Origin of the sequence: Lentzea sp. (assembly GCF_036380075.1) — a bacterium.
GTDB lineage: Bacteria > Actinomycetota > Actinomycetes > Mycobacteriales > Pseudonocardiaceae > Lentzea.
The window spans coordinates 14,877-27,893 of sequence record NZ_DASVFL010000312.1 but is presented as its reverse complement, the minus strand read 5'-3'; the positions used below and the strand labels follow the sequence as shown (position 1 = coordinate 27,893).

The following is a 13,017-nucleotide window of genomic DNA, read 5'->3' as shown; positions in this document are numbered from 1 at the left end:
TGCGTCGAGGTGTCGCTCTCCACCGCCTGCGCGGACGCGCTCGTGCGGGACTCGAAGGCGACTCGGGGTGAGGTCCTGGTGTTCTCGGGGCACGCCTGGCGGGCGTTCGTGGAGAGCGTCGCCTGATCGGCGGAACGGAAGTCAGGGCGGCGTTCACCGTGTGAGCTGTGCCGCTCAGCGCGCCATCGGAAGTTTCGTCAGCGTGAACGCGTTATCCTCGGTACTCGCGAGACCCGAGGAGCGTGGGGTTGAGTCAAGACACCGAACCCGCTGCGACGGTTGTTCAACCGTCGGCTACCCGGCGTGTGCGCGCCCGCCTGGCGCGGCGCATCACCGCCCAACGTGCGGCCCCGGTGAAGCAGGTCCTCGAACCTCTCGCCGCCGTGCACCGTGACCTCCATCCCAAGGCCGATCTGGCGCTTCTGCAGCACGCTTACGACGTCGCCGAGGAGAAGCACCGCCCGCAGCGCCGCAAGTCCGGCGACCCGTACATCACCCACCCGCTCGCCGTGGCGACGATCCTCGCCGAGCTGGGCATGGACACCACGACGCTGGTGGCCGCGCTGCTGCACGACACCGTGGAAGACACCGACTACTCGCTCAACCAGCTGAAAGAGGACTTCGGCGAGGAAGTCGCCCGGCTGGTCGACGGCGTCACGAAGCTCGACAAGGTCAAGCTGGGGGCAGCGGCCGAGGCCGAGACCATCCGCAAGATGGTGATCGCGATGGCGAAGGACCCGCGCGTCCTCGTCATCAAGCTGGCCGACCGGCTGCACAACATGCGCACCATGCGGTTCCTGCCGCCCGAGAAGCAGGCCCGTAAGGCCCGCGAGACGCTCGAGGTGCTCGCACCGCTGGCGCACCGGCTCGGCATGGCGACCGTCAAGTGGGAGCTGGAGGACCTCGCGTTCGCGATCCTGCAGCCGAAGAAGTACGACGAGATCGTCCGCCTGGTCGCGAAGCGCGCGCCGAGTCGCGATACGTACCTGCGGACCGTCGTCGAGGAGCTGACGTCCCAGCTCGAGGGCGCGCGGATCGTCGCGAAGGTCGAGGGGCGGCCCAAGCACTACTACTCGATCAACCAGAAGATGATCGTCCGCGGCCGGGACTTCGACGACATCCACGACCTCGTGGGCGTGCGGATCCTGGTCGACGAGGTGCGGGACTGCTACGCCGCCATGGGTGTCGTCCACGCCGCGTGGCAGCCGATGCCGGGGCGGTTCAAGGACTACATCGCGCAGCCGCGGTTCGGCGTGTACCAGTCGCTGCACACGACCGTCATCGGTCCCGACGGCAAGCCCCTCGAGGTGCAGATCCGCACCTCGGAGATGCACCAGCGGGCCGAGTACGGCATCGCGGCGCACTGGCGCTACAAGGAGACCAAGGGCACGCACAACGGCAAGTCCGTCGAGATCGACGAGATGGCGTGGATGCGCCAGCTCCTCGACTGGCAGCGGGAAGCCGCGGACCCCGGTGAGTTCCTCGAGGGGCTGCGCTGGGACCTCGCCGCGCGCGAGATCTTCGTGTTCACGCCCAAGGGCGACGTGGAGACGCTGCCGACCGGGTCCACGCCCGTCGACTTCGCCTACTCCGTGCACACCGAGGTCGGGCACCGCTGCATAGGTGCCCGCGTCAACGGCCGGCTGGTCGCTCTCGAACGCAAGCTCGAGAACGGCGAGGTCGTCGAGATCTTCACCTCCAAGGCGGAGGGCGCGGGCCCGTCCCGCGACTGGCTGAGCTTCGTCGCGTCCCCGCGGGCCAAGGCGAAGATCAAGCAGTGGTTCGCCAAGGAGCGCAAGGAAGAGGCGATCGAGCAGGGCAAGGACGCGATCACCAAGGAGGTCCGGCGCGTCGGGCTCCCGATCCAGCGCCTGGTCTCGGTCGACTCCATGCAGGCCCTCGCCAAGGAACTGCACTACCCGGACATGAGCGCGCTGTACGCGGCGGTGGGCGAAGGCCACACGAGTGCCCGCCACGTCGTGCAACGGCTCGTCGCGCAGCTCGGTGGTGTCGACCACGCCGAGGAGGAGCTGGCCGACCGCGCCACCCCGTCCACCGTCACCCGGCGCCGCCCCACCGGCGACGCGGGCGTGATCGTGAAGGACGCGGGCGACGTGTGGGTGAAGCTCGCCCGCTGCTGCACCCCGGTACCGGGCGACGACATCCTCGGCTTCGTGACGCGCGGTGGCGGCGTGTCCGTGCACCGCACCGACTGCACGAACGCCGACGAGCTGCTGAAGTCGCCGGAACGCCTCCTCGACGTCGAGTGGGCGCCGTCGGCCTCCAGCGTGTTCCTGGTGGCCATCCAGGTGGAGGCGCTCGACCGGCACCGGCTGCTCTCGGACGTCACCAAGGTGCTGGCCGACGAGCGCGTGAACATCCTGTCGGCGTCCGTGACGACGTCGCGGGACCGCGTGGCCGTCAGCCGGTTCTCGTTCGAGATGGGCGACCCGAAGCACCTGGGGCACGTGCTCAAGGCGGTGCGCAGCGTGGAGGGCGTCTACGACGTCTACCGCGTCACCTCGGCCTCGTAAGCACTTCTCGGGAAGACCACAGGAGCCTCCCGCCGGATTCCGGCGGGAGGCTCCTCTGCGTCGCGCGCGCATTTGACCAGGCTCGTGTCGAAAGTGGACGCGGTTCACCCTGACTTTCACACGATCGGCGGAACGATTTCGCGCGGTACCCGTCTCGGTCGATCTCGAATCGATATATGTGGCCAAAAGGCGTAATGCTCCCACCCGGACGACGGACTTCCACTGCGAAGGAAGTCGACCGAGACGGGGGAAACGTCCCATGGCACGAGTTCTGAACATCGTCGCGCACCACGACGACGACTTGCTGTTCCTCAGCCCCGACCTCATGAAGGACCTGCGCGACGGCAACACCGTCCGCACCGTGTTCGTCGTGGCGTCGGACTACCACACGTACCCGACCTACATGACGGAGCGGGAGCTGGGCATCAGACAGGCGTACGCGGCGGCCGCCGGCCTGACAGCGCTGACGTGGAGAGCCTGCGCGGTGGGCGCGGGCAACCTGTCGGCGACCCTGTGGACGCTCGGCAACCGGGTGTCCATCCTGGAGAACCGGCTGCCGGACACCGCCACCGCGCCCGAGAACCGCCTGTGGAACCTGTACGCGCGCAACACCTCGCTCACCGGGCGGCCGCTCGACTTCACCGGCGCCCAGACGACGGACCGGAACACGATGATCGCGTTCGTGCGCGCGGCGATCGCCGACTTCCAGCCGGACATCATCCGCACCACGGACCCGTCCGGCGATCTGCAGATGCAGAACACGCCCTCGCTGGCGCTGGAGAACTTCTACTTCCACCGCGACCACGTCGCCGTGGCGCGCATGGTGCAGACCGCGATGCTGAACGTGTCGCCGGTCCCGCAGGTCGTCTACTACCGCGACTACACGATCCGCGACCAGGCCGGGAACCAGACGCTCGCGGACACCACGTTCAAGCGGGACACGTTCCGCACCTACGCGGTGCACGACGTCGACGTGTGCCCCAACGGTGGCGTGAACTGCCCTCCGTCGGGCGGGTTCTACGACGGCCTGATGGACAAGCAGTACGTCGCGGACGCCACGTGGTTCTCCGACATCGCGATCCCGTTGCCCGAGGACGACACCACCAAGCCGTGGCCCGTCATGGGGCAGTACTTCAACGTCCGCAACCGCGGCACCAACCTCGAACTGGCGGTGAACAACGCGTCCACCGCCGACCTGGAGCCGATCATCGGCTGGCCGCACAGCGGCAGCGCGAACCAGCGGTGGCGCTTCGAGGCCAACGCGCAGGGCTGGGAGCTCGTGGCGAGCCACTCCGGCAAGGCGTTCGACCTGCCGGAGTCGAGCCAGAACAGCGGGGTGCAGCTGATCCAGTTCTCCCGCACCGGCGCCATCAACCAGACGGTCCGGTTGCGCGGCAACCCGACCGCCGGCTGGCGGCTGCTGTTCGCCCACTCAGGACTCGCGGTCGCGGTGCAGGGCAGCGGGAACGGGGCGCCGATCGTGCAGCAGACGTACACCGGCGCGTCGAACCAGCTCTGGGACCTCGTTCCGGCCTGATCGCGGCCCGTGGTGTGCCAGAGTCGGCGGATGCTCGACATCACGGTGAGAACGGAGAACTCGGAGCGGCACGTCCGCCCGTCCGCGCAGGAGCTGGAAGGGCTGGTCCGGCGCATCGGCGCCGGCGGCGACAACTTCCTGGTGCTCCAGCGGGTGCCGGACCTGCCCGACGTCTTCGCGCAGGTCTGGCACGAGCACGGCGGTGAGTACGCGGTGGAGCACCGCGACGCCTCCGGCTACTTCGAGGCGACGGCCGGCGAGCCCGCGACGGTGGTCGCGGTGCTCGTCGGCTGGGCCCGGCGGGAGTCCGGTTGGGACGGTCGGCTCGCCTGGTCTCGGTTGGACGCGGGCCCCGCGCGGGAGGTGCCGCCGCTCGACCTCGCCGACGACGAGCGGCGGGAGCTGGAGGGCCGCGTCCGCGAGGTGCTGGCCGCCGGCTACGCCTCGCGCGCCGACCTCGCGGAGGTCGCCGAGGACTACCTGGTGACCGGCGACCGGCGGCCCGTGTCGCGCCACCAGGCGCGGGCGCTGGCCGACCGGCTGTGGCTGGAGCGGGTCGCGGAGCAGGAGTCCTGGCAGGGCGAGACCGACCCGGAGCGGCTCGCGCGGGCGTTCGCCCGGCTGGACGCGGGCGGGATCGTCGCCCGCGAACACTTCACCTGCTGCCGCACCTGCGGCAACGCCGAGATCGGCGACGAGGCGGGGCCCGGCGCCCGCGGGTTCGTCTACTTCCACGCGCAGAGCACGGAGGCGGCCGGGCACGGGCTGACGTTGCACTACGGCGGGTTCGACGACTCGGCCGCCACGACCGCGGCGGTGGGGACCGAGGTCGTGGCCGCGCTGGAGGCGGAGGGGCTGGCGGCCGACTGGAACGGCGATCCCGGCCGGGCGATCACCGTGACGCCGCTGGAGTGGCGCCGGAGGCTGGTGGGCTGAACGCGGGAACGGCCCCCGGAGATCCTCCGGGGGCCGTTCCGCAAAGTGTGAAGAGTTAGTTCGCGACCAACGCCGACTTGATGTCGACCGGGGTCTTCGGCTTGCCGTCGCCCTGGCCGGGCGACTGCGAGATCGTGCCGGTCTTCGCGACCTCGTCGATCTTCTTCAGCGAGTCCTGGTCGACCGTGCCGAACACGTTGTACTTCGCCTGGAGCTGCGAGGCGTCGCCGTAGACGATGAAGAACTGCGAGCCGTTGGTGTCCGGGCCCGAGTTCGCCATGGCGAGCACGCCGCGGCCGTAGGTGATCTCCGGGTAGACCTCGTCCTTGAACGAGTAGCCGGGGCCGCCCATGCCGTTGCCGCCGGGGTCGCCGCACTGCAGGACCTGGATGCCGGTCACGGTGAGGCGGTGGCAGGTCGTGTTGTCGAAGTACTTCTGCTTCGCCAGGTTCACGAAGTTGTTCACGGTGCACGGCGCGAGCGCGCGGTCCAGGGTCAGCTTCAGGTCGCCGATCGAGGTGCCCAGGGTGACGCCGACCGTGCCGGTGGCGGGCTGCTCACCGTTCGCGGGCGGGGTGTTCTCCTTGGCCGCCGGCTCCTGGCCCTTGGTGTACTCGCAGTTCACCTTCTCCGGCAGCGCCTGCGGGCGCTTGGGGATCTGGTGCAGCTCGGTGGGGATGTTCTCCGCCTTGTCGACCGCCTCCTGCTGAGGTGTCTCCGACGCGGCGGCGTCACCGTTGCCGAAGTCGTGAGTCGCGAGGAACCACACACCACCTCCGACGAGCGCAACGACGACCACCGTCGACACGACGGCGATGATGCGACGCTTCTTGGCCCGCTCCTGGCGGTACACCAGCTGACGATCAAGCTTGCGCTTGGCGGCTGCGCGTCGCTGCTCGTTGGTGGGCACGTGCTCCCTCCCCAGGGACTCATGCGAATAGGGCGGTCGGCTCGGGAGTCTAGGGCCTGGGCATATGAGCTTTGTGTGGTGGTTAGGCTGTGGTTTGAACAGGGAGGTCATTCTCGTGCTCGTGATCGGGTTCCCGACTGGCGCGCTCCAGGCGAACTGCTTCGTCCTGGCGGCCGGCGCCGGCGAGCCCTGCGTGATCGTCGACCCCGGTCAGGACGCGGTCGAGCCGGTCGAGCAGGCGCTGCGCGAGCACCGGCTCTCGCCGGTCGCCGTGCTGCTCACGCACGGGCACTTCGACCACACGTTCTCCGTCACCCCCGTCTGCGACGGCAACGACGTCCCCGCGTACATCCACCCGGACGACGTGGAGATGCTGTCCGACCCGTTGAAGGGCGTCAGCCGCGAGTCCGCCGCGTTCTTCGGCGGCAACCTGGAGATGCGCGAGCCGTCCGAGGTCCGGTCGCTGACCGACGGCCTCGAGCTCGACCTCGCCGGGTTGCGGATCACCGTCGACCACACGCCGGGCCATACCGGCGGGTCGGTGATGTTCCGCTCCGGCGCGCAGGAGGGCGGTCGCCTGGTCATCTCGGGTGACACGCTCTTCGCCGGTTCCATCGGACGCACCGACCTGCCCGGCGGTGACCACTCCGCGATGCTGTCGTCCCTGCGGGACAAGGTCCTGACCTTGTCCGACGACACGGTGGTGCTGCCAGGCCACGGCCCGACGACGACCATCGGCCGCGAGCGTGCGACGAACCCCTACCTGCTCCAGCTGCAGGACGCTGTTCGGACGGACGACGCGCAGGCCGCCCCGCACCGAGGACTTTGAGAGACGTGTTTTCCGCACCCAAAGGCGTTCCCGACTACATCCCGCCGACGTCCGCCGCTTTCGCGCACGTCCGGTCGACCCTGAGCCGTGCCGCGGAGCTCGCCGGCTACGGCTACGTCGAGCTGCCGGTCTTCGAGGACACCGCGCTGTTCTCGCGCGGCGTCGGCGAGTCGACCGACGTCGTGACGAAGGAGATGTACACCTTCCTCGACCGCGGCGAGCGCTCCATCACGCTGCGCCCCGAGGGCACCGCGGGCGTGATGCGGGCCGTCATCGAGCACAGCCTCGACCGCGGCTCGCTGCCCGTGAAGCTGTACTACGCGGGCCAGTTCTTCCGCGCGGAGGCCCCGCAGGCCGGCCGGTACCGCCAGTTCCACCAGGTGGGCATCGAGGCGGTCGGCGTCGACGACCCGGCGCTCGACGCCGAGGTGATCGCCGTCGGCGACGCCGGGTTCCGCGCGCTGGGGCTGACCGGCTACCGGCTGGAGCTCACGTCGCTGGGCGACGCGGCCTGCCGCCCTGCCTACCGGGAGAAGCTCCAGGCGTTCCTCGCGGAGCTGCCGCTCGACGAGCCGACCCGGCAGCGCGCCGCGCTGAACCCGTTGCGCGTGCTCGACGACAAGCGCCCCGAGGTGCGCGAGCTGGTCGCCGAGGCGCCGCTGATGGTGGACAACCTGTGCGACGCGTGCCGTGAGCACTACGAGCTGGTCAAGGGCTACCTGACCGAGCTGGGCGTGAAGTTCGTCGAGAACCCGCGCATGGTCCGCGGCCTCGACTATTACACGAAGACGACGTTCGAGTTCGTCCACGACGGTCTGGGCGCGCAGTCGGGCATCGGCGGCGGCGGCCGCTACGACGGCCTGATGGAGCAGCTCGGCGGGCAGTCGCTGTCCGGCGTCGGCTTCGGTCTCGGCGTCGACCGGGCGCTGCTCGCGGCGCAGGCCGAGGGCGTGCTGCCGTCGTTCTCGCGCGTCGACGTGATCGGCGTGCCGCTCGGCGAGGCCGCGCGGGCCCGGCTGGTGGCGATCGCCGGCGAGCTGCGCGCCGCGGGCGTGCGGACGGACCTCGTCTACGGCGGCCGGTCGATGAAGGCCGGGTTCAAGGCCGCCGACAAGTCCGGTGCGCGGCTGGCGCTGGTGCTCGGCGAGCGCGACCTGGAGGCCGGGAACATCGGCGTCAAGACACTCGCGACCGGCGAGCAGGTCACGGTGCCGCTGGCGGACGTGGTCTCCGCCGTGCGGTCCGCGCTGACGCCGCCGGACGTCGCGGAGATCGCGGACGTCGTGCCCGGCGGTGTCGAGGCGCTGGCCTCGGACGCGGCACCGGACGTGGCGGAGCCGCGGTGAGCCCGGACGACAAGCCCGCCGGCAAGCCGGCCGACAAGCTGGTCCTCGACCTGCTGGACAAGGCGACGGTCCGCAAGCGCGCCCGCATGGTGGCGATCGGCGGCATCATGGTCGCCCTCGCCTTCGGCGCGATCGTGGGTCTGATCGGCGGCCGCTGGCCGGGCGTCATCGCCGGCGCGATCGTGGCGGTGCCGGTGATCCTGCTGGCGATGTCCGAGGCGCGCCGCACGGTGTGGCTGGAGGGCACGACCGTGCACGTCCGCGCGTTCGGCACCCGCAAGGTCGACCTGGCCACCGCCGACGGGCTGGACCTGCTGGTCACCGACCTGCGCGGCGCCCGGACCGTCGGGCTGTTCGTGCGCGGCGACAAGAAGGCCATCAACATCGCGTTGTCGATGTACGCGGGCACCGGCGGCCGCGAGCTGGGCATCTACCAGCTGCGCCGGCTGGCCGACGCCCTCGCCGCCCGCGGCGACACGCCGGGCCTGGTGTTCTCGGAGCTGCTGGTGGCGCAGCTGCGGGCGGAGGCCCAGGGGCTGGCGGCGGCGGACCGGCCGCTGTACCGGCTCGGGTCGCTGGCACCCGCGGGTCGGATGGCGCAGAAGCTGCACCCGGACGCGGTGTCGAAGTTCGTCACGTCACTGGACTGAGCTCGTACGCCTGGAACGCCCGTCACCCCGCGGTGGCGGGCGTTTCGCGGTTCAGGTGCCCCAGAGGCCGGACGGGGGCGCGGGGGAGAGCTTCGCGGTCGCGTCCGTGGTGACCGGGGCGCCGCCGATGAACTTCGTCAGGCCCGTGCCGTGTTCGAGCCGGCCGGGGAACGGGTCGCCGGCCGTGGCGCGGGTCAGCTGCTGCAGCGGCAGGCCGGTGTGCGAGGCCATGATCACGAAGTTGCCGAAGCGGCGGCCGCGGAACACGCCCGGCTCGGCGAGCACGCAGACGTGCTCGAACACCGCGCGCACGGTCGCGCACTGGGAGCGGGCGAACTGCAGGCCGTTGCCGTCGCCGATGTTCGCCGCGTAGACGCCGCCGTCGGACAGCGCGTCCGACGCCTGGCGCACGTACTCGAGCGACGTCAGGTGGGCGGGGGTGCGGGCGCCCGCGAAGCAGTCCGAGACGATCAGGTCGAACGAGCCGGGGCGGGTCCTGGCGAGCACGGCGCGGGCGTCGCCTGTGGTGATCTTCACTCGCGGGGGCGGCGGCAGCTCGCGGCGCAGGAACGCGATCAGGCCCGCGTCGATCTCGGCCACCTGTTGAGACGAGCGGGGGAGGAGATCGGCCACGTAGCGGGCTAGCGTGAGCGCGCCACCACCCAGGTGGAGAACACGCGAGGGCGCGGTGAGATCGACGAGGTGACCCAGGCGCCGGACGTACTCGAACTCCAGGTAGGTCGGGTCGTCCAGGTCCACATGCGACTGTGGGGTTCCGTTGACCCGCAACGTCCACGAGTTCCGCCCACCGAGATCGGGGACCAGTTCGGCCACACCGGAGTCGATCGACTCGGTGATCGCCTCTGCGTCGGGCCGTTGTCTTCCCACTGCTCTATTGTCTCACCGCGTGTGTCAGCTCTGAGGAGGAACCCAAGTGCAGGTCATCGCCAACGTTCTGCTCGCCCTCGTGGCAGTGATCCACATCTACATCGTGGTGCTCGAGATGTTCCTCTGGACCACTCCGCGCGGGCAGAAGGCGTTCGGCATCACGGCCGAGTTCGCGCAGGAGTCGAAGGCTCTCGCCGCGAACCAGGGGCTCTACAACGGCTTCCTCGCCGCCGGCCTGATCTACGCGATCGTCCGGCAGGACTTCGGCGCGTCGGTGCTCTTCGCGGTGTTCGTGATCGTCGCGGGCGTCTACGGCACGTTCACGGCTACTCGGAAGATCTTCTTCGTGCAGGTGGTGCCTGCCGCGCTGGCGCTGCTCTTCGTGCTCTTGGCGCACTAGCCCCGCTCGGGTCACCGGGACGTTCCCACGGCCCCTTGCCGGGGTCGTAGCCGGTGAAGAGGTCGCCCTCGATGCGCGTCGGCCGGGGCCTCGCGGGTTTCGCCGCAGGTTTCCCGGCAGGACTCACTGCGGGCTTGGCGCGCTTGACGGTCTTCGGCTCCGGCTCCGGCTCGGGGTCGGGGGCCGCGACCGGGGCGACCTCCTGGCGCACGGCGACGAGCGCGGCCAGCGCCGTCGTCACCGGCACCGCCGCCACCAGGCCGATGCTGCCGACGAGCGTCCGCACGATCTCCTGCGCGATCTGCTGCGCCGTGAGGACCTCGCCCAGCGACCGCCCGGCCAGGGAGATCGCCAGCAGCAACGGCAGCGCCGCGCCCGCGTAGGCCATGACGAGCGTGTTCACCACGGACGACATGTGGTCGCGGCCGATGCGCGAGCCGGCCGCGAACAGCTCGCGCCAGGTCAGCTTGTCGTTGGCCCGCCGCAGCTCCCACACGGCGCTCGTCTGCGTCACCGTCACGTCGTCGAGCACGCCCAGCGCGCCGATCAGGGTGCCGGCGAGCAGCAGGCCGCGGGTGTCGATGTCGGTGCCGAGCAGCCGCACGAGGTTCGCCGTGTCGTCGTCGAGGCCGGTCAGGCTCGACAGGGCCGAGAACAGCGCGCCCAGCACCCCGATGAGCGCGAGGCTGACGAGCGTGCCCAGCACGGCGGTCGACGTGCGCGCCGAGATGCCGTGCGTCAGGTAGAGCACCACGAACATGATCAGGCCGGCGCCGACGACCGCCACCATCAGCGGGTTCTGGCCCGCCAGGATCGACGGCATGACGAACAGCACCAGCACCACGAAGCTCAGCAGCAACGCGCCCAGCGCCGCGAGTCCCTGCCACCGGCCGAGCAGCAGCACGGCGGCCGCGAAGAGCAGCGCCAGCACGGCGAGCGACCAGCCGCGCTGGTAGTCGACGATCTGGTACGACTCCGCGGCCTGGGGCTGGGTGCCCGAGTAGGACAGCACCACCTCGTCGCCCAGCTCGAAGCTCGGCGCGCCGGGCCCCTTCACGCTCGGGATCGTGATGCTCTGGCCGGGCGAGGGGCCGTCGGTCATCTTCACGGTGATCGCGACGCACTTCTCGCCGCAGTTGTCCGCCATGCCCGTCACGACGGCCTCGACCGGAGTCTGGTTGAGGCCGACCTCGGCGCCGGTCTTCTGCTCGTGCCCGAACGGGTAGAGCAGCGCGGCGCCGACGATCGTGGCCAGCGCCAACGGCACCAGCAGCCACATCAGCAACGTGCGAACGCGTTCCGAAGCGGGCTCGTCGTTCAGCGCGTGGCTATGCCCGTGACCGTGACCCACGCGCGACATCCTGCCGCATCAGGTGTTCGACGGCCGTGACGGCCGTCGCGAACCTGTCCTCGGTGACCTTGAGCCACGGCACGCCACGCGCGGTGAGCTCGCGTTCGAACAGGCCGGTCATCCACTCCCGCAGGTGTTCGCCGTCGCGCCAGCCGTCCTGTTCGAACGGAACGCCGACGTGGTCGGTCAGCAGGTAGAGGTCCGGATCGGTGCCGGTGAAGACGTCGGGCCGGAAACCGAGGTAGCGCTCGCCCCAGACGGTCGCGGCGAACGCGTCGTTGTCCGCGACGACCAGCGGCGCGGTCTCGGCCCGGATGCGGCGTTCCTGCTCGCGCGCAACGTCTTCGAAGTCGCCCAGCGTCCACACCAGACCGTCCACCGCGGCGTCCGGGTGGAACGCCCGCGCGGCGGCGAGCTTGTGCTCGGTGTGCTCGCGGCCGTACTCGGCGATCCAGGGCGCGCCGAAGTGCTGTGCGAGCTGCCGCGACAGCGTGGTGGTGCCGGTGCTCTCGGCGCCGACGACCACCACCTTGCGGCCCAGGCCGCGCTGGGTCGCGGGCGCGAGGTGGTGCCAGTTCGCCACGGGGTCGGTGCGCACCGCCGTGCCGGAGACCGGGTGCGTGAAGCGGTCGAGGTCGACGAGGACGTGCCGCGCGCCGAGCCGCCGGGCCAGTTCGTCGCCGTACTTCTCGCTGGAGAACACGACGTCGACCGGCGCCCGCGACGGGTCTCCGTCGGCGATGGCGCGCCGGGCGAGCACGGCACGGGCCACGGCGACGTGCAGCTCCCAGATCTCGTCGGAGTCGAAGTCCATCGGGTGGTCGTCGAGGTCGCCCACGATCCGCACGCCGGGGGTCGCCGCGTGCGTCTCGGTCAGCCAGCGCACGCGGTGGTCGAGCGGGATGGTCTCGGACGACGCGGCGAGCACGGTGACGGTCGTGCGCACGCTGCGCGACGCCGCCGTCTCGATCAGGTGGTGGTGGCCGTTGTGCGGCGGGTAGAACTTGCCGAGCACGAGCGCGTGGGCGAACTCCTTCACGCGGGCACCTCGTCGGTCTTGAGGTCCTTCGCCCAGTTCCGCAGGCCGATCACGCACAGCACCATGAACCCCACGTACAACACCGCCGTCAGGTACAGCTCCTTGTAGGCGTAGAGCGGCACGTAGATGACGTCGGCCGCGATCCACAGCCACCAGGACTCGACCTTCTTGCGCGTCTGCCCCCACGTCGCGAGCAGGGACAGCACCGTCGTGATCGCGTCCCAGAAGGGCACGTTCGAGCCGGTGAGCGACACCAGTCCCCAGTGCAGCAGGCCGGTCGCGAGCACGCCGGCGACCGCGAGCCAGAGCCACTGCCGCCCGGTCGTGCGGCTGACGCGCAGGGTGGAGTGCTGGTCGCCGCCGCGCACCCACGCCCACCAGCCGTAGACGGCGAGCGCCATGTAGACGACCTGGAGCCCGGAGTCCGCGTACAGCCCGCTGGTCCAGAACAGCACCAGGAACGCGATGTTGTTGGCGATGCCGATGGGCCAGTTCCACGGGTTCTGCCGGGCCACGAGCCACACGCAGAGTGCGCCCGTGACGAAGCCTGCTACCTCAACGGGTGACATGCGCTCTCCTTGACCGCCGTTCGAACAT

The 13,017-nt window shown here is 70.5% G+C and carries 12 protein-coding genes and 1 pseudogene; 8 read left to right on the top strand and 5 right to left on the bottom strand.

The window, feature by feature from the left end; translation table 11 throughout:
• Positions 1–9: 9 nt before the first annotated feature.
• The 4 genes from VF330_RS42125 to VF330_RS32670 all read left to right on the top strand — a co-directional run bounded on the left by VF330_RS42125 (position 10) and on the right by VF330_RS32670 (position 5,007).
• Entirely contained in the window at positions 10–126 is a 117-nt protein-coding gene (locus VF330_RS42125; RefSeq protein WP_414675510.1) for a DUF397 domain-containing protein, read from the top strand.
• A 122-nt stretch (positions 127–248) separates the two neighbouring features.
• On the top strand, positions 249–2,534 hold the full coding sequence (locus tag VF330_RS32680) for a RelA/SpoT family protein (protein WP_414675508.1): 2,286 nt from the start codon (positions 249–251) through the stop codon (positions 2,532–2,534).
• A gap of 259 nt (positions 2,535–2,793) precedes the next feature.
• On the top strand, positions 2,794–4,071 hold the full coding sequence (locus tag VF330_RS32675) for an RICIN domain-containing protein (protein ID WP_330855565.1): 1,278 nt from the start codon (positions 2,794–2,796) through the stop codon (positions 4,069–4,071).
• Positions 4,072–4,101: 30 nt separating this feature from the next.
• Positions 4,102–5,007, top strand: coding sequence for a DUF6891 domain-containing protein (locus tag VF330_RS32670; RefSeq protein ID WP_330855564.1), 906 nt, complete (start codon positions 4,102–4,104; stop codon positions 5,005–5,007).
• 55 nt (positions 5,008–5,062) lie between these two features.
• Here the strand turns inward: VF330_RS32670 and VF330_RS32665 are convergent, their stop codons facing one another.
• Positions 5,063–5,917, bottom strand: a complete 855-nt coding sequence (locus tag VF330_RS32665) for a peptidylprolyl isomerase (protein WP_330855563.1) — start codon at positions 5,915–5,917, stop codon at positions 5,063–5,065.
• A gap of 115 nt (positions 5,918–6,032) precedes the next feature.
• On the opposite strand from VF330_RS32665, the gene VF330_RS32660 reads away from it, so the two are divergent.
• From VF330_RS32660 to VF330_RS32650, 3 genes and pseudogenes are all read left to right on the top strand, one after another.
• Positions 6,033–6,746 (top strand): MBL fold metallo-hydrolase, encoded by a 714-nt coding sequence (locus VF330_RS32660; RefSeq protein WP_330855562.1) that lies wholly within the window; start codon positions 6,033–6,035, stop codon positions 6,744–6,746.
• 5 nt (positions 6,747–6,751) lie between these two features.
• A pseudogene (gene hisS, locus VF330_RS32655) lies at positions 6,752–8,002 on the top strand (histidine--tRNA ligase); the annotation flags it as partial.
• Between the two features lie 86 nt (positions 8,003–8,088).
• The gene (locus VF330_RS32650) at positions 8,089–8,742 is read left to right on the top strand and encodes a hypothetical protein (RefSeq protein WP_330855561.1); all 654 of its coding nucleotides are present in this window, start codon (positions 8,089–8,091) and stop codon (positions 8,740–8,742) included.
• 51 nt (positions 8,743–8,793) lie between these two features.
• Here VF330_RS32650 and VF330_RS32645 read toward each other — a convergent pair whose 3' ends face one another.
• The gene (locus tag VF330_RS32645) at positions 8,794–9,630 is read right to left on the bottom strand and encodes a fused MFS/spermidine synthase (RefSeq protein ID WP_330855560.1); all 837 of its coding nucleotides are present in this window, start codon (positions 9,628–9,630) and stop codon (positions 8,794–8,796) included.
• A gap of 46 nt (positions 9,631–9,676) precedes the next feature.
• Here VF330_RS32645 and VF330_RS32640 point away from each other — a divergent pair, with 46 nt between their 5' ends.
• Entirely contained in the window at positions 9,677–10,030 is a 354-nt protein-coding gene (locus tag VF330_RS32640) for a DUF1304 domain-containing protein (protein ID WP_330855559.1), read from the top strand.
• Here VF330_RS32640 and VF330_RS32635 read toward each other — a convergent pair.
• Genes VF330_RS32635 through pnuC form a run of 3 tightly spaced genes read right to left on the bottom strand, consistent with a single transcriptional unit; the run spans position 9,957 to position 12,989 of the window.
• Positions 9,957–11,381, bottom strand: a complete 1,425-nt coding sequence (locus VF330_RS32635; protein ID WP_330855558.1) for a YibE/F family protein — start codon at positions 11,379–11,381, stop codon at positions 9,957–9,959. The two genes, VF330_RS32640 and VF330_RS32635, sit on opposite strands and share 74 nt — an antisense overlap.
• Positions 11,359–12,420, bottom strand: coding sequence for an AAA family ATPase (locus tag VF330_RS32630; protein ID WP_330855557.1), 1,062 nt, complete (start codon positions 12,418–12,420; stop codon positions 11,359–11,361). Before VF330_RS32630 ends, VF330_RS32635 begins: the two co-directional genes overlap by 23 nt.
• Entirely contained in the window at positions 12,417–12,989 is a 573-nt protein-coding gene (pnuC, locus tag VF330_RS32625; RefSeq protein ID WP_330855556.1) for a nicotinamide riboside transporter PnuC, read from the bottom strand. The genes VF330_RS32630 and pnuC overlap by 4 nt, the downstream gene beginning before the upstream one ends.
• Between the last annotated feature and the right edge of the window lie 28 nt (positions 12,990–13,017).

What these genes read in the sequence shown, in the direction of transcription:
- pnuC (WP_330855556.1), bottom strand. Translation starts at nt 12,989, where the DNA reads ATGTCACCCGTTGAGGTAGCAGGCTTCGTCACGGGCGCACTCTGCGTG.
- VF330_RS32670 (WP_330855564.1), top strand. Translation starts at nt 4,102, where the DNA reads ATGCTCGACATCACGGTGAGAACGGAGAACTCGGAGCGGCACGTCCGC.
- VF330_RS32675 (WP_330855565.1), top strand. Translation starts at nt 2,794, where the DNA reads ATGGCACGAGTTCTGAACATCGTCGCGCACCACGACGACGACTTGCTG.